Annotated in this window: 23 protein-coding genes; 17 read left to right on the top strand and 6 right to left on the bottom strand. The window is 39.3% G+C overall.

Translation table 11 applies throughout. The features are described from left to right. Positions 1-253: 253 nt before the first annotated feature. Complete coding sequence (locus DWZ38_RS07730) at positions 254-1,063, bottom strand: ABC transporter permease subunit (RefSeq protein WP_025580530.1); 810 nt, start codon at positions 1,061-1,063, stop codon at positions 254-256. After that, positions 1,050-1,979, bottom strand: coding sequence for an ATP-binding cassette domain-containing protein (locus DWZ38_RS07725; protein ID WP_015526838.1), 930 nt, complete (start codon positions 1,977-1,979; stop codon positions 1,050-1,052). The genes DWZ38_RS07730 and DWZ38_RS07725 overlap by 14 nt, the downstream gene beginning before the upstream one ends. Before the next feature lie 221 nt (positions 1,980-2,200). Between DWZ38_RS07725 and DWZ38_RS07720 the strand changes: the two genes are divergently transcribed. Then, positions 2,201-2,875, top strand: coding sequence for a response regulator transcription factor (locus DWZ38_RS07720; RefSeq protein WP_225084395.1), 675 nt, complete (start codon positions 2,201-2,203; stop codon positions 2,873-2,875). Between the two features lie 374 nt (positions 2,876-3,249). Here the strand turns inward: DWZ38_RS07720 and DWZ38_RS07710 are convergent, their stop codons facing one another. Then, entirely contained in the window at positions 3,250-3,489 is a 240-nt protein-coding gene (locus DWZ38_RS07710; protein ID WP_025580526.1) for a hypothetical protein, read from the bottom strand. 390 nt (positions 3,490-3,879) lie between these two features. Between DWZ38_RS07710 and DWZ38_RS07700 the strand changes: the two genes are divergently transcribed. The 10 genes from DWZ38_RS07700 to DWZ38_RS07655 all read left to right on the top strand — a co-directional run bounded on the left by DWZ38_RS07700 (position 3,880) and on the right by DWZ38_RS07655 (position 12,903). Continuing rightward, positions 3,880-4,518 (top strand): single-stranded DNA-binding protein, encoded by a 639-nt coding sequence (locus tag DWZ38_RS07700; protein WP_054337550.1) that lies wholly within the window; start codon positions 3,880-3,882, stop codon positions 4,516-4,518. 318 nt (positions 4,519-4,836) lie between these two features. After that, entirely contained in the window at positions 4,837-5,403 is a 567-nt protein-coding gene (locus DWZ38_RS07695; RefSeq protein WP_243000197.1) for a hypothetical protein, read from the top strand. Positions 5,404-5,416: 13 nt separating this feature from the next. Further along, positions 5,417-7,234 (top strand): AAA family ATPase, encoded by a 1,818-nt coding sequence (locus DWZ38_RS07690; RefSeq protein ID WP_117851421.1) that lies wholly within the window; start codon positions 5,417-5,419, stop codon positions 7,232-7,234. Continuing rightward, positions 7,122-7,499, top strand: a complete 378-nt coding sequence (locus DWZ38_RS07685; RefSeq protein ID WP_225084396.1) for a helix-turn-helix transcriptional regulator — start codon at positions 7,122-7,124, stop codon at positions 7,497-7,499. Before DWZ38_RS07690 ends, DWZ38_RS07685 begins: the two co-directional genes overlap by 113 nt. A gap of 35 nt (positions 7,500-7,534) precedes the next feature. Continuing rightward, entirely contained in the window at positions 7,535-9,625 is a 2,091-nt protein-coding gene (locus DWZ38_RS07680; protein WP_243000196.1) for a nitric oxide reductase activation protein NorD, read from the top strand. Positions 9,626-9,642: 17 nt separating this feature from the next. Further along, complete coding sequence (locus DWZ38_RS07675) at positions 9,643-10,380, top strand: hypothetical protein (RefSeq protein ID WP_054337547.1); 738 nt, start codon at positions 9,643-9,645, stop codon at positions 10,378-10,380. Positions 10,381-10,442: 62 nt separating this feature from the next. Beyond that, positions 10,443-10,991 (top strand): AbrB/MazE/SpoVT family DNA-binding domain-containing protein, encoded by a 549-nt coding sequence (locus tag DWZ38_RS07670; RefSeq protein WP_055151554.1) that lies wholly within the window; start codon positions 10,443-10,445, stop codon positions 10,989-10,991. A 1-nt stretch (position 10,992) separates the two neighbouring features. Then, positions 10,993-12,048, top strand: coding sequence for an SAM-dependent methyltransferase (locus DWZ38_RS07665; protein WP_117851416.1), 1,056 nt, complete (start codon positions 10,993-10,995; stop codon positions 12,046-12,048). Positions 12,049-12,103: 55 nt separating this feature from the next. After that, positions 12,104-12,346, top strand: coding sequence for a hypothetical protein (locus DWZ38_RS07660; protein WP_054337546.1), 243 nt, complete (start codon positions 12,104-12,106; stop codon positions 12,344-12,346). A gap of 47 nt (positions 12,347-12,393) precedes the next feature. Then, complete coding sequence (locus DWZ38_RS07655; RefSeq protein ID WP_243000195.1) at positions 12,394-12,903, top strand: hypothetical protein; 510 nt, start codon at positions 12,394-12,396, stop codon at positions 12,901-12,903. Between the two features lie 49 nt (positions 12,904-12,952). On the opposite strand, the gene DWZ38_RS07650 is transcribed toward DWZ38_RS07655, so the two are convergent. From DWZ38_RS07650 to DWZ38_RS07640, 3 genes are read right to left on the bottom strand one after another with little or no spacing between them, the layout of a single operon-like run. Further along, positions 12,953-13,540 carry an SOS response-associated peptidase family protein gene (locus DWZ38_RS07650; protein WP_054337544.1) on the bottom strand — a complete coding sequence of 196 codons (588 nt, stop codon included), beginning with the start codon at positions 13,538-13,540 and terminating at the stop codon, positions 12,953-12,955. A 42-nt stretch (positions 13,541-13,582) separates the two neighbouring features. Next, the gene (locus DWZ38_RS07645; protein ID WP_054337543.1) at positions 13,583-13,891 is read right to left on the bottom strand and encodes a hypothetical protein; all 309 of its coding nucleotides are present in this window, start codon (positions 13,889-13,891) and stop codon (positions 13,583-13,585) included. Between the two features lie 19 nt (positions 13,892-13,910). Then, positions 13,911-15,173 carry a DNA polymerase IV gene (locus DWZ38_RS07640; RefSeq protein ID WP_347519238.1) on the bottom strand — a complete coding sequence of 421 codons (1,263 nt, stop codon included), beginning with the start codon at positions 15,171-15,173 and terminating at the stop codon, positions 13,911-13,913. A 416-nt stretch (positions 15,174-15,589) separates the two neighbouring features. On the opposite strand from DWZ38_RS07640, the gene ligA reads away from it, so the two are divergent. The 6 genes from ligA to DWZ38_RS07605 all read left to right on the top strand — a co-directional run bounded on the left by ligA (position 15,590) and on the right by DWZ38_RS07605 (position 21,070). Next, positions 15,590-17,605 (top strand): NAD-dependent DNA ligase LigA, encoded by a 2,016-nt coding sequence (ligA, locus tag DWZ38_RS07630; RefSeq protein ID WP_117851409.1) that lies wholly within the window; start codon positions 15,590-15,592, stop codon positions 17,603-17,605. Positions 17,606-17,615: 10 nt separating this feature from the next. Next, the gene (locus DWZ38_RS07625; RefSeq protein WP_054337541.1) at positions 17,616-18,032 is read left to right on the top strand and encodes a hypothetical protein; all 417 of its coding nucleotides are present in this window, start codon (positions 17,616-17,618) and stop codon (positions 18,030-18,032) included. Between the two features lie 119 nt (positions 18,033-18,151). Next, complete coding sequence (locus DWZ38_RS07620) at positions 18,152-18,838, top strand: DUF3990 domain-containing protein (protein ID WP_118064342.1); 687 nt, start codon at positions 18,152-18,154, stop codon at positions 18,836-18,838. A 3-nt stretch (positions 18,839-18,841) separates the two neighbouring features. Next, entirely contained in the window at positions 18,842-19,087 is a 246-nt protein-coding gene (locus tag DWZ38_RS07615; protein WP_054350800.1) for a hypothetical protein, read from the top strand. Positions 19,088-19,163: 76 nt separating this feature from the next. Then, a complete protein-coding gene (locus tag DWZ38_RS07610) occupies positions 19,164-19,625 on the top strand; it encodes an NADAR family protein (protein ID WP_117851406.1) in 462 nt (153 codons plus the stop codon). Positions 19,626-19,711: 86 nt separating this feature from the next. Next, a complete protein-coding gene (locus DWZ38_RS07605; protein ID WP_117851403.1) occupies positions 19,712-21,070 on the top strand; it encodes an AAA family ATPase in 1,359 nt (452 codons plus the stop codon). Positions 21,071-21,078 lie beyond the last annotated feature (8 nt).

Here is a 21,078-nt window from a genome sequence, read left to right as displayed (position 1 = left end):
GTTTTCACAGTGTTCTTTGCAATAATGAAAATGTGCCCAGCATATTGCTGAGCACATTTTCCTTTACTGACTACAAATATCTTTAGTAACGAATTACACATGTAGCCTTTTTAGATCCACAACCTTTATCATTGTAAACCCAGCAGATTCTTGTACTTTTGTCCTCTGATGCTTTGTTAATCCACTTCATTGCAATATCCTCCTGTAAAATATTTATTTATTTCAAAGTAGTAAGAGCTACTTGAAACACAAATTAAAGTTCTTGACGTTTCAATGCAAAATGCATTAAAACTATCCCCACCAGGCACGCACCCATACCATACATAATAGTTCCAACAACAATCCCATTTGTCATCCGATATCCACAAATATTATACATATAAGTGGTCGGGTTCATAACACAAAATGCTTTAAGAAGCACTGATTGATTTTGAAAATTCTCATATACCATAGGATAAGTAATCGCACCTGCAAAGAAATATACACATGATAAAGCTGCCACAATTCCTGTATTCTTTACTAAAACCGTAATCAAAACCGCCACAGCTTCCATTCCAATCATAGCTATCATATTTAAGGTAACCATTCCGATAAAAATCAAAAATTCCTCACCTTTATAATGAAAACCATACTTCCATGCTAATCCTAAGCCTAATGCAGTTTCCACAATATAATAGAGAATAAAAAAGTGAACATTTATCACCAGTAATTTACTTAAAAATAATTTGGTTCGATTTATCCCATATACGACAGAAGCTCTTATTGTTCCTTGATGAAATTCTGCAGATACCATTGTCGTAATATAGACAATTAATCCAATCCAAGAAAAAAAATTAATTGATAATGCAAATCTTGCGATTTCTGCAGCTTTTATATTATTCATGTCGTCTATGTAGCAAATCCAACCAATGCTATCTATATTTCTATAATCACCAAAAGTCATAAACAATGTATCATTTCCCACAACGAACGGTATAAAAAAAATAAATGCCATAAATACTAAAACCCACTTCGAGGCTCGCGAATATTTCATTTTATAGTACTCTGCTTTAAGCTGTCTCATTCGATTTCACCTCCGATAATAGATTTGTGTAATACTCTTCTAAGTCTTCTCCTTCATATCCTATTTTTTCTACACCAACTCCTCCATATACTAATTCTTTTGTTATATCAGAAATATTTTTATTATAACCAAATACCTTAATCACATTTCTTAAATAAACTTTTATTTGACTTTCTGGATACCTCTCATCTAAAATACAACTAGCCTTTTCCACATTGTCTACTTCGATATGAACATGACGACGACATTTCTCATCTAATTCTTTATCTGTAATCTGTTGTAACATTTTTCCATGATGTATAAATCCATATACAGTTGCAAGTTGATGTAACTCTGGCAAAATATGACTGGATATAAGTATCGTTGTACCATCTTCTTCATTCATATTCTTTAAGACTTCTCGCACATATTTAATTTTGGTTGGATCTAAGCCATTTATTGGTTCATCTAAAATTAGCAACTGTGGGCGACCAAGCAATGCAATTGCAATTCCTAATCGCTGTTTCATCCCTAAAGAAAAAGCCTTCACTCTTTTATTTCCAGCGTCCTTTAAATCCATTATTTCCAGAACTTCATCAATACTACTTTTTCCTGGAATTCCTCGTTGAGTACGCTGGATTTCCAAATTTTGGCGTGCTGTCATGTCCATATACAAAGCTGGATTTTCAATTAAACATCCTATCTTATTTCTTTCATCTTCAAGATTTTTTTTACCAAATAAACTTATCTCACCTGAAGTCGGCTTTGTTAGTCCTGTAATAACTTTCATCAGGCTACTTTTTCCTGCACCATTTTCTCCAACCAGTCCATATATCTCGCCCGCTTTTATCGTAAGATTTACCTGATTAAGTACCATATTTTTTCCGTATGCTTTACAAATATCTTTTGCTTCCAATATTTTTTCGGGTTCTTTCATTCTAATCACTTCCCTCGTTTCTTAAATCCTATAATGATAATGATAATGTCTAATTCTAACATTTCTCTTAAATCAGTTCTTAAATTTCCATAAAATTATAAATTTATCTTTATATTTTCCCACTCGCCTATGAAACCTTCAAATTATTTAAAACAGTAACTTGTATGAAATTACAAATCATGTTAGTATTTTTACCATACCTATTACCAAAGGAGTTTATTATGATTGATATATTATTAGTAGAAGATGATAAAGAAATTTGCTTTATTTTTACAGAATTATTAAAAAGAAACCATTACAATGTTTCAGCATATCACAATGGGATAGAAGCAATTGAAGCTCTTTCCTCTAAAAAATATGATTTAATGTTATTAGATTTGATGCTTCCCGATTTGCCTGGTGAAAAAATACTATTTCACCTAAAAAAACACAACAATTCTATTCCAGTTATTGTTATATCTGCCAAAAATCAGCCTGAGATTCGTATAAACCTTCTCCGATCCGGTGCAGATGATTATATAACTAAACCTTTTTATCATGAAGAAGTTCTCGCACGAATAGAAAGTGTTTTGCGCCGTTGCAGCGAAAGTCCCCAAACGGAATATTCCTTTAAAGATATTCGCATAAATGTGGATGATCACAAAGTACTTGTAAATAACACAGAGCTTACTCTGACTACTACCGAATATAACCTCTTACAGCTACTAATCAAACATCCAAAACAGACTTTTACAAAGGAATCTTTATATCAACTTATTTGGGGAAAAGATTATATTTCAGATGATAATACTCTCAATGTCCATATAAGCAAACTAAGAAAAAAACTAGAGCATATAGGAAACCAAGCCCCTTATATCGATACTGTATGGGGAATAGGTTATAAATTACACCGTTAGAATAAATTCACGCAAAAAATACCATTACAAAGATTAATCTGTAACGGTATTTTTTACCCTATTCACTTTTTTCATACTTTCAAACAACTAGGTATACCCTCAACAATTTTTTCAGGCACAAACACTTCATTAACTATCACATACGTCCAAGCACCATCTGAGTTATCCGTAGTTTTAGACACTACAATGGCTTAACTTCCACGCAGTATATATTAAATCTACGAATTACAAATGCAAAGACACAACTTCGAACCACTACATATTCCTTTCCAAGGTAACGGTGATTGTGGTCTATGAAAATCATTTGTATTTCAGCTGACCATAAAAAACACCGTTGCAGATTCACTCCCCCACAACGGCATCTTTCATTTTTTTTATTCGATTTTATCTTCTCCTGTTGCCTTTATAAATCTCATAACCTCATCAATGGTTTTCCCAGATGCTACCAAAGCCTTAAACAGCTCATCTTTCTGCTTCTCTTCTATCTCTTTTTGAATCTCTTTTGCTTTATGACGCAGTTCCTTTAAATCGGACTCTTTTGTACGAATCTCCTGTTCCACATACTCCAGTTGCTCTTCCAAAGATGTGTTTTCCAGTTTTTTTCGTCTTGCCATAATGCATCCTCCTAATAATTTTTCCTCATTCTACCACATTTTATCTACTCTGAAAAGGTAGTAGTGTTTTATGAAAATTTTATATCTATTTGGGATTATCCTCATAAAATACTACACTTCCAAGCATTTTGACACAAAAATTATTATTTCGAATCGCAAAATACTATATATGGCATTTTATCATTGACCTTCGCTATATCTTGTGTTACTATGATATTGTATTTAAGTTTTGTGTTATCCCTTTATAGGGTGTCTGGATACTATCTCCAGTACACATGCAGTTTAAGTTGGAAAATCGTGTCATTATAATGCCGTTTTATACGGTGCTATAATGGCACTTTTTTTATTTATCACTATTTTATCGCCCAAAGGGCAGAAAGGAGAATTTTTATGTCATCTATTATCATTGTAACAGGAAGGGTAACTGCCGATCCGGTTATGCAACAAGCAAAGAACTCCGGAACTGAATACATCAGTCTGGGGCTTGCTACCAACCAGAGAGGTCAAAACGGAAAGGAAGAACCCATCTTCTATCAGTGTTACTGCAACAAGTTTCTTGCAGATCGACTGATAAAAGCCGGTGTCAAAAAATCAACGTGTCTCATGGTCTACGGAGATTTAGAACTCCATCCGTATATTCACCAGAAAGGCAATAATGCAGGTCAAGCAGCTATCACGCCGCAAATTATGGTAAAGGACTGGCAGTTCTTACCTGCGAATCGTAATGATACCAATGCAGCAACACCTGTACCGGGGAATCCAATGGTCGGAAATCCGAATGTTCCACCAGTACCAGCAAACGGTGCTACTTATAATGGAAACCCGGGAATGAATCCTTCCGGTACCGTGCCTACTGGCGCAATGCCAGTCAATAACAATATGATGCCACAGGCCGCACAACAGATGTCTTATGCTCCGGCAGGGGGATCGGCTTATGCACCACAGGGATTTACGGCTGGCAATGTATCTGGTGATGGATTTACCAATATTCCGGAAAATACACCACCACAGCAGCTTCCATTCCCGTAAATTATCAAAGATCCCTAAAATGAAGGAATTGCGACTTTCCAGTATCTACTGGTCTGCTGCAATTCCTTTTTCTATTGAAACAAACATGGAGGAAATGAAGTGAATACACAAAAGAAATTTCTTAAAGTTCTAAGTATGCTCACAATAATTTTGTTAATTGCAACTATATTCATACCAGGAAATGGAAATCGTAATGCAGTCGCAAGTATCGGAATCCTTGGCATCCTGCTGCTATTTCTTTCCACACTTCTTCCCAAAATCCATAAACTGACTCTAAACCTACTCAAGAACCAGGGCAAAACAAGCCCTTGGTCTTCTTTGAAATCATCTGAGCCAGTTTCCGAAACAGAAGAATTGCTTTGGAGACAAATCAGCTATCAGATTACCGACAAACTACAGGCTGCATTTCCAAATGCAACATGGGAATTCCAGAAGCCGCCATCCATGAAGCAGCTCCTTTGCGGAAATCCCATACGTCTGAGAACCTTTCATACGGAGGACTACAACTTTGCGGAAGCACGTATGAACCAATACGGATATCTGGAACTTCAAATGCTGACCATTGCCAGCCTCAAAAAGACTGTCACAGTTACCGATGAGGACGATGTTCCTTTTGCTGATCCGGAATCCTGGTATTCCTTAATTGGCAAGAAAAAACTGGAGAACCTTATCGGACAGCTCCATGCGAAAGGACACCATAAACTCTATATTAATGAAAACGGGCAAATTTACATCCAAAATGGTGATACAGCGGAAATCAAGGATTGTTTTGATTATTTCCCGCCACGAAACTATTGGGATATTCTCATTTCCATCTTCCAAAAAGATGAATTGACCGCAAAAGAAAAGGACCAGGCACTAGAATTATCCTGGATAAAAGAATAAAGGAGGAAATACTATGCCAAATACAAACTTTGTCCCTAACTGGACTTTTGAAAGAACGCTACCATCTCCATTTGACAGCTATTCCGGGAAAAGTGCAGTGATGAAAGACATCGCTTCCAAATACTGTAATCAGCCTAAAAAACGGGCTACTCTCCATTCTGCTACTTTGCAGGCAGTTTTTTCTTATATGGATTTGGAAAATCCACCTGCTGGAAAAGCAGAGGAAGAACTCGGAGCCATTGGAAGCCAAGCAAACAATTTTACAATCGCAGAATATCCAAGCCGTACCGGGTTGCTGCATGTAGTGGTCTACAACCGTATGACTGGGAAATTTATAGCCGGAAAGTATGAAAAACCTTTGGATCTGGACAGTAAACCAGAGCCATATCAGTTTAAAAAAGATGAAGATTCCGGAAGTGCTCTTTATTTTGCTTTAATGCCTACTTTCCTTTCAGATGACGAATTCAATGAAAAATATCAGGAATTAAAGCAACACCGTGATGACGGTTTTCCTGACCTGCCCAAAGCTGCAGAAACGGCTGCGGTTCTTTGTGATAACGTGTACCGCAGGATCCGTTATGGTGATTCCCTTCCTATCGGGAACATCAAAGTTGACACTCCTGCAAATGGCGTGCTCCAAAGACTTACACCACTGAATATCCAAAAAGGTGTTTATGCACCAACGGAAATTATCCAGGGTACCTTTCAGGTATTAAAAGGTGGACATCACTATACTGCTTCCGCCGTTTCAATTCCCAAAGAAGATTTTGTCGATAAATACATCCTGTCCAATTCTCGGACATTAACTCCCCAAGAAGAATCAACCGTTCCTATTCTCGAAGATTGGTATGTAATCCCAAAAGAAATCCAAAGAATATGCGAACATGCCAAATTAACAACTGACAGCAAGCAGCCTATGAGGAATTTTATGCTCCGTGGGCCTGCTGGAACGGGAAAGACCGAAGGTGCCAAAGCCATTGCTGCAGGACTTCACCTGCCTTACCGATGCATCACCTGCTCGGCAAATACAGAAATTTTTGACCTTCTTGGACAGATTTTACCTGATGTAGATGAAAAACAGCTTTCTTTGGTAGGGGAACTGCCCTCTTTTCAAGACATTACCCTAGATCCGGCTACTGCCTATGAAAAATTAACGGGTACTTATGATGAAAAAGTATCAGAAAATACAGTTTATGAAGAATTGATCCATCATATATCTGAGGAAATGAAACAGAAACAAGCTGCTACCTCCAACAGCCAACAGTTCCGCTATGTGGATACACCACTGGTTGAAGCCATCCGAAACGGCTATCTGGTAGAAATACAGGAGCCTACGGTGATTGCCAATCCTGGTGTACTGGTAGGGCTTAATTCCCTGTTGGACCGTTGTAACAGTGTATTTCTGCCAAACGGGGAAGTCATCCATCGGCATCCGGATACTACCATTGTAGTCACAACTAATCATGACTATGCCGGCTGTCGTCCCATGAACCAGTCTGTCATTTCAAGGATGAATATGGTCATAGATATGGATGAACCGGATGAAGAGACCATGGTAGAGCGTGTTCTTGCTATTACCGGATGTTCCGATAAAAAATCAGTACGTACCATGACACAGATTGTACGTTCCATCGCACAGTATTGTCAGGATAACCTGATAACAGATGGCTGCTGTGGAGTCCGGGAATTAATTGCCTGGGTTCAGTCTTTTATGGTATGTGGCGATATACAGGAAGCTGCTCATTATACCATTTTATCTTCCGTCACTGCCGATTCTGAAAGCCGTATCGAAATTGAAGGTTCTTGCTTGGATACAGTTCTTGCATCATAACACACTATTGAGGAACACCTTTTATACCGAAGCCGAACTACGCAAAACTCTGGCAGAAAATCTCGTTTATTTAAGAAAATCCAAGCAGACGAAACTCTCTCAGAAAGCCGTAGCAAGACTTCTGCATCTACCGGAAAAAACAATTATGAACTATGAAAATGGGCATACGCTTCCATCTGCTTACGCCGTCTTTCGGTTAGCCCAGTATTACGGCTGTACAATGGAAGATCTCCTAACCCAAAATATGAAAAAGAAAGAAAGGTGAAAAAATTGAATAACACTCAAAAAGCTTTAAAAAGAATGATCCGGGATACGGAGTCAAAAATCACTGATGAAGAACTCTTTCTTTCATCGGCTTTCCAAAAATACCAAACATCTCTGGCGAAAGCGGCTACTGGCCGTTCTCGCTATGGACTTCAGGTGCTTATGGAATGGGACAGTTCTGAAAATGCAGACATCGCTTATACAGATAATTATAGAATTCACTGTAACGCCGCAAACTCGATAACCCAAAGCTTTCCTTCCCGATTTCTGCGGTCACAAAGCCTGACTGGTCTAACTGGACATGAAATCGGACATCTGCGTTACTCTGATTTTGCATCACTACAGCTTTATCTGACCAATATGGAAAATGGTTCCTTCTATCCAGAAGCACCCGACAATCTGCCTTCTGGATACAAGGCAAATCTGCAGGACATCTTAGATGCCATGGAAGAAAAAGATAATGCAACGTGTCTGACGCTATCCCGCTGTGCTGCACAGTTTAATAATATACTGGAGGACATCTACATTGAAGCCCGGATGTGTGAAGAATATCCCGGAACTTTTAAGCAGGGAATACAGATCAATAATCTGCGGATGTCTGAATTGATTCCTTCTATACAGGAACAAATTGACTGTGGCTATCAGCCGTTTTCCATTATGAGCAATTTAATTTTGTCTTATTGCCGGACTGGTAATATAAATAACCGCACGAATTATTCTGGAGAATACACAGACACCCTTTCAGACTGCATGGATTATATTGACGATGCTTTAATTGCCACACAGGGGAAAGAACGCTTACGTGCTTCCAACTATCTTTTAGTACTTTGCTGGAACTATATTCAGCCTATGGTAGAGTTAACCAGAGAGTCTTTAAAAAAGCAGGATAGTACCCAAGTTGGCGATGCTCTGGAGGATCTGCTGCGGAAAGAATCAGGTAGCGGATCTCCTCTTCCAACTGGTAAAAACGGAGGAATCCCTAAAAACATTCCAGGTCCTACAGTAAAATCAAAAACTCCTATAACCTGTGACTTATCTGGTCTTGATCCAAATTACAGGCAAGATGCAATCAACCAGGCAGAAAAGGTACTGCAGGAAGAAGGAGGAAGAATTGAACTTGCTAAAACTACAGCAGTATTAGATGGAAATAATCCAGGAATCACATACGCATCACAGTATGCCGGTTCCGGTTATGAAAATGCAGCGAATGATCTTGCACGCATCCTAAATGATGTTGCTACGGAAAAAGCCCAAAATGATTATGAACAGGAATTAACAGAAGACTTGCAAAAATCGGCGGATGAAATACATTACGGAAATGCCCATGCAGGCATCCATGTAACAATCCACCGCATCAATCCAGTTTCCGACTTTTTTATCAAATCTTATCAAACAGTTGCTTCCCCTCTTTTGCGGACCTCCAAAAGGCTGCAAAGTTCCATTCTTCCTTTATTAAAAGAAGAGGCAGAAGGCGGGAAACAAAAAAACCTGTTATTTGGTAAAAGGCTGGATATGCGGGCTTTACACCGAAAGGACGGCGGTATCTTTACCAGAACCAGGCTTCCGGATGAAGAACAAAAACTTTCCGTGGGACTTTTGGTTGATGAAAGTGGTTCTATGGGCTGGGGAGATCGTATTACCCATGCCCGGAAAACTGCAATCGTGCTGTATGATTTCTGTATGAGCCTGGGAATTCCTATTACCATTTATGGGCATTCTACAGATTCTAAGGGTGTTGCTTTGTATTCCTATGCTGAATTTGATTCTCTGGATGCCTCTGACCGTTACCGGCTGATGGATATGTCTGCCCGTAATGGCAACCGGGATGGAGCTGCACTTCGTTATGTTGCGGAACACCTGGCAAAGCGTCCGGAATCACAAAAACTCCTCATCATAATCTCTGACGGACAGCCCGCAGATTGTGGGTACAGTGGTACGGAAGCAGAAGCAGATCTTCGTGGTATCAAGAATGAATATCGTAAACGTGGCATTGTGATCTTTGCTGCAGCAATTGGTGATGACAAAGAAAACATCCGCAGAATCTATCAGGATGTTTTTTTAGATATTACCAAATTAGAAGATTTGCCCAAAAATATGACACAGCTTGTAAAACAATATTTGAAATAGAAAGAAGGAAAACATACATGAGTGAAAATTATCAAAACTCAATTACAGATCAGATATGCAAAGTACAGACCAGTAAAAAATTAATTGCACTGTATGACCGTCTCCGCTACACAAGTTATAACAGCTATGCACAGCTTCATGCAAAAGGAGAATTTGAAGAAAATGGTCATAAAGTTCACTCCCTTATTGGAATCTCCATACAGGATTACTCTAGTGGTACCGGTGATAAAAATATTATCACCCGTTTTCATCTGGCACCCGAACAAATTCAATTTCTGCTGTCCAGAGTTACCGCTGGCTTTCCTGAATTTGAATGGTCGCAAAGCAAAATATTTGGTGTGCCGGATGGCAATGGCTATTCTACTGCACAACAGTTTTTTATTTCCCGCCACGTATATAACAACCAGCAGGAAATACTGACCAGCCCATGGAGAATTCAAATTAATAACGGAAAAGGTATCAAGAAAAAGAATCATAACGGCGGCACTTATATGCAGGCTCAAAGTTTTATCTCTGAAAAAAGTGCTTTTATCCAATTGACAGATATGGATTTTTATATGCTGTTAAAACGTGCTGATTCCTATATCGTAAATTGGGAAAACTACGTTGCATCCTTCCTGATTCAAAACGGCAAACAACAATTTAAAAAACAACAGGACGCACGAATGGCACAAAATATACAGCCACATGAAATGTCTTCCTATATGCAAGAACAACCACAAGAACAATATCTGAATGGTATGTATGTCGCTTAAAGAATTTCAACAAAGAAGCAGCCGAAAAGACTGCTTCTTTTTATAAAGGAAAGGAGATTTCTATGGATTATGCCACAACACTAAATATTGACCAACAAGGGCGGATCATTATTCCTGCCAAAGTAAGAAAAGCCCTACAGCTTCATACAGGCGATGTATTGATGCTGGAAGCTGACACACGCAACATCTGTCTTCGTAAATGCGACTCCCATATCCCTATGGATATCCGGTTAGACAGTTTTCTGGATATTTTACATAGTAATGTCCCTTGCCGGATCCTGTTATGTAATGATTCCAAAATCATTGCTTCCAAGAATTATCATACAGCACTTAATATGCCTGTAACAGAAAGTATTCAAAGGCTTCTGCAACAGGGAAAGATGAAATTATTCTCTGAAAAGGAACGCATATACCCTACTATGACAGGAAAATATCCCATATCAGTCTTTTTCCCTATTTCTAAAAAAGACGAATTTGGTGAAACGTTGGGACTTTTACTATGTGCAAAAAACCAACAGCCTTTCAGCGAAATGGATTTAGGCTGTGCCAAAATGACTGCGGCGGCGATTTCCCGCTACATCCAACAAAATTATGAAAGGAAGGTGACATAAAATGAATGACTTAATGCTGCATCGGGCAGCACAATTATTAGAAGCTGAATTTGGTCCCCAATGGCGTACTGTCGCTGACATGCTTGGAACGGAAGGATTGCGAAAACGTGTAGGAAAGGAACTGACTTCTTTCATGGCATACCCAGAACGTGGAGAAGGCGGTAACAGCCAGTGGCGTGGTAACTGCTCCCCCGAAGTGGTTGCAGCACTTCTACGCTATTGCTTGGACGATAAGCGATATTACGGAAAAGATACCAGCACCTTTACCCTCTTAGATCCTATGAGTGGCTCTGGGACTTCAAAGGCGGCTGCTGACCGTTATCAGGTACGCTCCCTGCTCTATGATCTAAATCCGGCACCTGCGTATGGAAAAGGTAACTGGAATGCTCTAAAAGATGAAGTAGAGGATTCCGCTGATCTCATCTTTTTCCATCCACCCTACCATAATATGATCCAGTATTCCGGAAATATCTGGGGAACCCCTCACCCGGACGACCTATCCCGCTGTGAAAACTATTCGGATTTTCTTGAAAAACTAAATCACTGTATCCGGAAATTTTTCCTGGCACTTCGGAAAGGTGGGAGGCTTGCCATACTGGTAGGCGATATGCGGCTCCATGGTAAGTTCTATAGTATGCAGAATGATTTAATGCGGATGGGTGATTTTGAATCCTTTCTGGTAAAGGGCCAGTTTAATTGTGTTTCTGACAATCGGACGTACAAAAAGCCTTTCATTCCCATTGTGACAGAATATGCTCTGTTGCTGAAAAAAACAGATTCTTTCATTATCCCCTTCAGCATCCGGCAAGAAGGTGTGTTTTCTGTACAAAATACAGATATTCTTGCACTGACTTGGCATCATCTAATCCGGATGACAATGGAGAGTATTGGAGGAAGAGGGGCTTTAAAAGACCTGTACGATTTATTAAAGGAACACCCAAAAGCGAAAAAGAATCCGCATTATCAGGAACGTATCCGTGCCACCTTATATGAACACCCAGACGAATATATACCTGTATCGAAAGGATATTTTCGTTTGAGTTACCCTGTTACATAAAAACGAGCCATGAAAAACAGATTTTCTATGACGCTACAAAAGGAGTGTGAACACTATGACAAATCGAAAGCACCATGTGAAAGATAAACAAATAACGACACTCTCAGGATGGTTTCATTCTTCGCTACGGGTTGGGGAACGTGCTATTATTTCTGGAGTCAATGGTTTCTCTATTCTGACATCTCCTATCCTAACGATTTTGGAAGTATCAAATGACAGTATCGTTTTCGAAACAGAAAATACCATTTACCATTTGGTTCATACACCAGAGACCGTATCGGAAGTGATGTGTGCTTGAATAACATATATGAATTGGGAAGCAGGCTTTGTGAATTGCTTTCAACTTTGAAGAAAAACCGAGAATACGTTCCACTTGAAATTTTACAAACACAGTATCGGATTCCTTATGAAAGCCTAAAAAAGCAAATTGGTGATACAGCAACAGCTTTTGTAAAAGAAATTACATTATCAAAGCTTATGATAAATCCAGATGTATCTCTGGAAGAGCAGATTTCTGTTATCCAGCAGGCAATTACAACATCCGGGATGCTCAAAGAAATGAGCTATACCTTATCAAAACTGTATGATGTGGAACTACTGCACAGGCAGGCATTAAAATTAAGGACATATATTGAAGATGCTCTATATCCATATATTGCCCTTCAGGATTGCCTTGTCGTTGATATGGAACGTATAGGGGATACGCCAATTATCTACAATACAATTACCCAAAAGGTTTATGAGAATGGGCAATGGAGTAAACAGGATTTGGATCTGCATGGGAAACTATTAATCTATGTAAAATCTAGTCCTCCTATGCCTGCAGCAACAGAACAAATAAACAATGGATTCTAAATTCAAAAATTTTTATGTCAAGAAGGGAAACTTTTATGGGTTTCCCTTCTTATGAAAATAATTTCAGTTGTTCATATTCTGCTGTCCGATTCAACAGTATGGGCTTCTTAGCAAGAATAAATTCTACCGCTGCATCCTCCATAATCCAATCTTCCAGTTCTTGTCGTTCCAAAAGCAATGGCATCCGTTCATGCACTGGTGCTACGGAAGCATTTGCCTGCGTAGTCAGAATTACAAAACGATTTTGACCATTATAGATTTGATAACACCCTGCCATAAATAATGTGGCATCCTGCTTTGGACTTTGAAAAGTATATTTTTCTTTGTTTTTACTCCATTCGTAAAAGTGATGGGCAGGAATCACACATCTTCGATGCAGCACACTGTCCCGAAAGGTCTTCTTGTCCAGTATCGCCTCTGCCCTTGCATTGATAAGCAGTCCCTTTCCCTGGAACCCCGGAAAGCCCCACTGCATCTGCCTCGCAGCCACTTCCTTACACTCCTTTGTAAGAATGACTGCAGATTCAGACGGGTGGATGTCCTGTCCATGCTCTATCTTTAAACGCTGGTCCAGTTTCCTTACAATCTTTTCAATTTCCCGTGAAGTTTCATCATCCACATAATATCTTCCGCACATTTTCTGTCCTCCTTTTTCCTATTTTACTTCATCCCTGGTATCTTATACAACCAGTTTCCATGCACAATCCTCCGGACAAAAGAGAAGCACAAAATTGATTTGTTTTCCCAAAAGTACCGCCTGACATCTATACTTCCAGTTCAAAATTCCCGCATACCACTGCTTTTCTACAGTCAGAACCTGGATATGATTGATTTGAATAATCTCTTCATCCTCCCCTTTTACCTTCAGCATCAATGGCAGAGATTTTCCGGTAGCTGTGAACCAGCACTGGACTGCCACCTCATGATAGGTTCCGGATAAAGGCTCCTGCTCTGTATGCTCTGTATTTATTCCGATTCCAAATGCCACCTTTCCTTCCCCCTTCCCGCTATTCTGTCTTTAATTTCTCATAGTCCACAGAACGTTTTTCCCGTAAAATGCCACCACTCATGTGATCAATACACCCACCTAAAAAAGCCGCACGTATTACCGAATCATTCCCATACCGTTTTCTGATCTGATCTATCGTTTCATCCATTTTTTCCAGTTTCTCATAATCATTCGTATCAAACAGATTTAGTTGTCTCATATTCACCTGATCCTTGATGCGGCTGGTATGGATTCCCAGATGCCGGATGGGTGTCCCATCCCAGAGCTGGTCAAATAACTGGCAAGCACACTGATGAATCTCTATCGTAATATTGGTTGCATTCTGAAGCGTCATCTGGTGACTGGCATAACTGAGATCATAATTCTTGATCCCTACTGCAATCACTTCTGCCCTGACTCCTGCTCCACGAAGTCTGCTTCCTACTGTCTCTGCCAAAGCCAACAGCACCAATTTTGCTGTAGATGCATCTGTCACATCAAAAGGAATCGTTGTAGAATTGCCGTATCCCTTATTAGCAGGCGGGGCCGACTGGACTACAGACACATCAATCCCATTTGCAAACCCCCAAACAACTTCCCCATGTTTCTTCAAATGTTGTTTTAAGTAACTCGGATCACTCTTTGCCAAATCTCCTATGGTCCGAATTCCCAACTTGAAAAGTGTCTTTGTTGTTGCCCGTCCTACAAAAAACAAGTCGCTTACCGGCAATGGCCACATCTTTTTCTGTAACTCAGACTTCCATAGTGTGTGCACTCTGTCGGGCTTCTGAAAATCACTTGCCATCTTAGCTAACAGTTTATTCTCTGAAATACCGATATTCACTGTAAATCCAAGCCGTTCCTTAATCTGTCTCCGCATCTTCTCCGCCGCTTCCACTGGTGTCCCCCAAAGCAATTCCGTTCCAGTCATATCTACAAACGCCTCATCTATCGAGTATTGTTCCACTGTGGGAGAATACTCTTGCAAAATTCCCATAAAAGCTTTGGAACACCTCTCATACAATCCATAATTCGGAGGCACTAAGATAAGATTTGGACATTTCTGTTTTGCTTCCAAGATTGATTCACCTGTCTGTATCCGATATTTCTTTGCTGGAATGGATTTTGCCAAAATGATTCCATGACGCATCGCCATATCCCCACCTACCGCTGACACCTGTTCTCTTAAATCGCCTTTCCATCCCAAATGATGCAGCCGATATACCGCTTCCCAGGACAAAAAGGCAGAATTTACATCTATATGAAAAATCACTTTTTCCAAACTCACGTTCCCCTCCTTTATATCTCATTATATAGAACATACGTTCTGAAATCAAGAGATAATATTTTCCATATCCATGCTTCCTCTATATATAGTAATTTTCTTCTCAGGATAAACAATATATAGTGCTTTTATATTGACACATACTACATATAGTGTTACACTTACTATGTAATTATTATTTGTGTCATCCGGAAAGGATATACGCACGCAGTTTAGGTTTGTAAAAGTGTCAGAAGTATACCACGCTACCAGCAGGGACTTCTGGCTTTTTTATTTTGCAGGAAACTGCACGCATTAGAGAATGAACATCCGTGTCATTCTCTTTTTTTATGCCTGAACGCAAAGAAAGGAGGAAGAAAAACCGGAACAAATAAGAATTACAACTATACCATAGAAAAGGAGACAAGAATAAAATGAACCACTCTAATGAATTATCAAACGTGGAAAAAAACAAACAACTGGTGGACCATCTGAATTTACAGCGTAACGCTTATTATAATGAGAACAGTCCGAATATCAGTGATGCGGAATATGACCGAATCTTCGATGAATTAGTGGAATTAGAAAAGCAGACAGGCTTTGTCTTATCCAATTCACCGACACAAACCGTAGGCTATACTCCCATCAGTGAACTTCCCAAAGTAAAGCATCCGGTCCCTTTGCTCTCTTTAGATAAGACAAAGCAGGTACAGGACTTGATAAGTTTTGCCGGTAAGCAGCCAGTTCTGTTTATGCTGAAGTTGGACGGATTAACGACTAAATTAGTCTACGAAAATGGAACACTTGTAGAGGCTTCCACGCGTGGCGACGGAGAAATTGGGGAACTTATCACCCATAACATCCCTGCATACGTTGATGTCCCTCTCTCAATTCCATATAAAGGCCGGCTGGTGATTGTTGGAGAATCCTTCATCCCAACCAATGACTTTGAGCGTTTAAAAGAAACCCTCCGAGATGGAAAAGGAGAACCTTACAAAAATGGGCGAAATCTGGCTTCTGGCTCTGTGCGAAGTCTTGATCCGGCAAATTGTGCAGGACGCTGTATGCACTTTATGCCTTTTAATGTTCTGGAAGGTCTGGACTCTCCATTTCTCTTTCCAGACAGCAGATCTATAAAGGTTTCCAGCCTGTTTGACTATGGCTTCCAGCCTTGTCCTTATATTATTGCAACCCAGCCTTTAACCTTGGATCTTGTAAACCAGTATATTGAAAATCTGACTGTTCTGGCAGGCAAAAAACATCTGCCTATTGACGGAATTGTAATGATTTTCGACAGTCTGGACTATTCCAAAAGCTGTGGGCGTACCGGACATCATTATAAAGATGGACTGGCTTTTAAGTTTGAAGACGAAACTTACGAAACCACTCTTCGCAATATAGAATGGACACCCACCCGTTTCGGAGAAATTGCACCTGTGGGAGTTTTTGACTCTGTGGAAATTGACGGATGCTCTGTTTCCAGAGCAACCCTTCACAATCTGACCTTTATCAAAGAATTAGAATTGGTGCCAGGTTGTAGAATTTCTGTATCGAAACGTAATATGATCATTCCTCATATTGAAGAAAATCTGGAACGTGGTCATTACGTAGATGCAGTTCCCCCAGTATGTCCATGCTGTGGTTCTCAGACTCGTATCTATCAAAGAAAAGGAAATGATGGGCGTCTCATTGAAACAGTGCATTGTGACAATCCCAACTGTGATAGCCAGATCCGAAAACGCTTTACACATTTCGTTGGAAAAAAAGCAATGAACATCGAGGGACTCTCCGAAACTACCTTGGAAAAATTCCTGACTTTGGGTTATCTCCAGACATTTCCGGATATTTACCATCTAAATGAACATCAGGAAGAAATCTTACAGTTGGAAGGTTTCGGTAAAAAATCCTTTGAAAGATTATGGAATTCCATTACTTCCAGCCGTAATACTACCTTTGTCCGATTCCTGGTTTCCATGGATATTCCTATGGTCGGACGAACCAAAAGCAGGATTTTGGATACAGTATTCCACGGCAGTCTGCAGGAATTTTTTGACGCTGCCTCTGGTGACTATGATTTCACCCAGTTAGATGACTTTGGTGATACTCTGAATCAGAATATCCATGACTGGTTCTCTGATGAAAACAATCTAATTCTCTGGCACGAACTCCAAAAAGAACTTATATTTGAAGAAAGAAAGGAAATGAACACTATGATGAAAGAAAATGTATTTACAGGATGTACTATCGTTGCAACAGGAAAACTTGCTCATTTTACAAGGGATGAAATCAACTCCAAGATCATTGAGCTTGGAGCAAAAGCCGGCAGTTCTGTCACAAAAAAGACAGATTATCTGATTTGTGGGGAAAAAGCCGGAAGTAAATTAACAAAAGCTCAGGCTCTCGGTATTAAAATATTGTCTGAAGATGAGTTTCTTGAGATGATTGCGTAAGGAGAAATCTATGAGTATCATTACATCTGTTTTTCATATCTATGGGTTTCTTATTACAGAAGAGGCTGCTAATCTTATTCTTCGATATACAAAAGAAGTTTTTCCTGATTTATACAAAGAGTTTTCTGATGCAGAATCACTCTTTGCCTTTCAGGAATATCTTTGTGAGAAACATGATGGCTACCGTTATGGCAATGCCGAGTCTATGACAGTATGGCGGATCAAGGATCAGGAAAAGCTGGACTTAAATCCAGGAGAAGAATTTTATATCGTCGAACTTAAAAATTCTTCCCAATTATTTTCACAGGCGTATTCTTCTTATACAGAAGTTATCCAAGAAATTCAAGAAACGTTTGGTGAATTACTTCCTCCCAATTTTCCGTTAGATGATTTTCTTGTGGAAATCATGGGCGAAGTATGGGGATAGTGAAATGTGGTGAATGCCCCATTTCAAACATCTTTTGCGACTTATTATTTATAATTATTTTACCGTTGGAAAGCACCTTCTTTTTTGATATAATGAAAGCAAATGGAGGGATAACGTATATGAGTATTCAATCAGATATAGAGATGCTATCAATTGAAGCACTGGAATATTATGCTAAAAAGCACCAACTATCGGAAGACGATGCCTTTAATATTTTCTACAAACATCAAGTATTTGAAAAAATACTGGTACAACACGAAACGTTGCACCAATTAGATATTCATGATACTTTTCAATACGTAGAAGATATTATAGAAGAAGATACGCCCACGCTTGTTCTTTTCCATGGCTCCAATATTGCATTTGATAAAATCGATTTGAACAAATCACATAACCGTCGTGATTTTGGTCGTGGATTTTATTGCACAGTTCTCGAACAGCAGGCAAATGAATGGGCGAACCGCCTGTACTTGCGTACTCATACTGGCGGCAAATATGTGTATCGGTATATCTTCCAACAATCCGAGGAACTAAAAATCAAACATTTTGCCACCTTGGACAAGGAATGGTTGGAGTTTGTCAAACTCAACCGTACTGTCGGCGATATCCAGCATCACTATGATGTTGTAATTGGACCTGTTGCGGATGATAATACCATGGAAACTGTACAACTTTATTTGTCCGATATCTTGAGCGTGGATGAAGCGGTTACAAGGCTTCGGTATAATAAGGTTAATAATCAGGTTTCCTTTCACACCCCACTTGCTCTTGAACATCTGATATTGGAATCTCGAAAGGATGTGTAAAACATGGAAGGTAAATATTTTTTTAACGGGAAAGATATTTCAATGAATCTGTATATTCAGATCCGGGATGTTGTCGATATTATTATGGAAAAGAGCCATCTTTCCTTTCCGGATGCCATGGGCAAATTTTATCACTCAAAAACTTACAAAGCCCTGCAAAATACAGAAAATACTCTTTGGGCGGAATCTGCTGGCTATATTGCAGACCGCTATTACGAAGAACAAGAAGAAGCACAAATAAGCAAATGACAAACGAAAAAATATGTTTAAGAAGGAACTGCTTGCCATAAGCGGTTCCTTTTTTGTATAAGAAAGAAGGGATTACATGTTTATTAATACCTATTCGAATCATTACCAGCAAACAATTGACCACTTTCATGGAGCATACGCTTTTCTTAGTAACTTCTATCCTTCCCGGATATATTACCGGGGCTACTGGTATGCAAATAATGAGGCTGCTTTCCAGGCACAAAAGACCCTTTCACCTAAAGAACAGCTTCAATTTACCAAATTAAGGAATCCAAAAGATGCCAAAAAACTGGGAAGAGAAGTACAGCTCCGTTCAGACTGGGAACGTGTAAAGCTTATGTACATGTATGAAATTTGTATGTGCAAATTCATGCAGAATCCTACCCTATGTAAAGCATTACTTGCTACTGGGAATTGTCACCTTGTTGAAGGAAACAACTGGGGAGATTATTTTTGGGGTTCTGTAAATGGTCATGGCGAAAATCATTTAGGTGAAATTCTTATGGACATACGTGCAAAGCTTCAATTTGAACGTTAAAATAATCATTTACCCATTTTGCACTGTATGAACTGCAAATATTTTGCTATAATGAAAGATAGATTTTAAAGAAAGGATTTGTGCTTATGTATCTGAAGCGTTTTGTCTATGACCGCCTTCTGGATTGGAAAAATGAAGGAGGGCATAGTACCCTGGAAGTCGGCGGAGCCCGTCAGGTTGGAAAAACCTACCTGATACAAAAATTCGCTGACGAAAACTACAAACACAAAATTTATATTAACCTGTTTGAATTAAGCGGCAGACAGTTTATGGAATGTTATAAACAGGCAACAGCTTGGACACCCGGAACAAAACGGCAGGAGCATCCTCTCCATGATGCCTTCCAGTTGTATGAACCGGACTTTATTGATTCTGAAGATACCGTCATTATTATTGACGAAATCCAGGAATCTTCCGAGATTTATAACCGTATCCGGGAGTTTACTCGTCATTTTAAAGCCCATTTTATCATCACAGGAAGCTATCTTGGGCGGATTTATGATCCAGAATTTCGTTATTCCAGCGGAGATGTCACAAAGCTTACTATCTACACACTTTCTTTTGAGGAATTTTTGATGGCCTATGACCAAATCCTGTATGAAGATTATAAAAAAATACCTTTTGTTCCTTCTAGGTCAGAGGTCTATGATCGCTTAAAGGAAACCTATGAGCTGTACTGCCAGATTGGTGGCTATCCCAAAGTGGTCGAAAACTATCTGGAGAACCGGAACATCGTAAAAGCTCAAGGCGAACTCGTAAAAATCATTGATACCTTCACCAATGAATCCATTCGCTATTTTACGGATATTTTGGATACCAAAGTGTTTACCCATATTTTCTTTTCCATCTGCCGTATTTTAAATCGTGAAAAGAAAGGATTTTCAGAAGACAGCATTAGCGAAGAATTGCAAAAACTGGTAACCAAAGACTACTCCAGCAATATTTCAAAGGCTACCTGCAACCGTGCTATTAGCTGGCTGTACTTTTCCGGAATCATTGGATTCTGTGCAAAAATAACAGAAATGGATATTCTGGATTTTAAGTCCGCAAGCCGCTGCTATTTCATGGATATGGGACTGGCAAACTATTATCTGACACGTACCGGAACCGATTCCCGTGTACTTGCAGGCACATTAAATGAAAATTATGTCTATATCAATCTGAAGAAACGCCAGGATTTTCCACAGGAAATTTCCTTTGAAACCCCTGCTTTTGCTACTTACCGTGGCGGAGAAATTGATTTTGTGGCACAAAGCCTATCTTCTTCCACCCGATATTTGATAGAAGTCAAAGCTGGAAAAGGTACTGCTTCCACTGCCCAGAAAGCCCTGGCACAAGGAAAAGCAGATAAGCTTCTTTATTTAAAAGGAGCAACCAAAGGTGGTATAGACGGTAAAACAGAAACACTGCCTATTTATTTACTGGAACAATACAAATTTAATTAAGTTTATGT

Source organism: Ruminococcus sp. AF31-8BH (assembly GCF_003460605.1).
Taxonomy (GTDB): domain Bacteria; phylum Bacillota; class Clostridia; order Lachnospirales; family Lachnospiraceae; genus Blautia_A; species Blautia_A acetigignens.
This window is presented reverse-complemented; position numbering and strand designations above follow the sequence as displayed.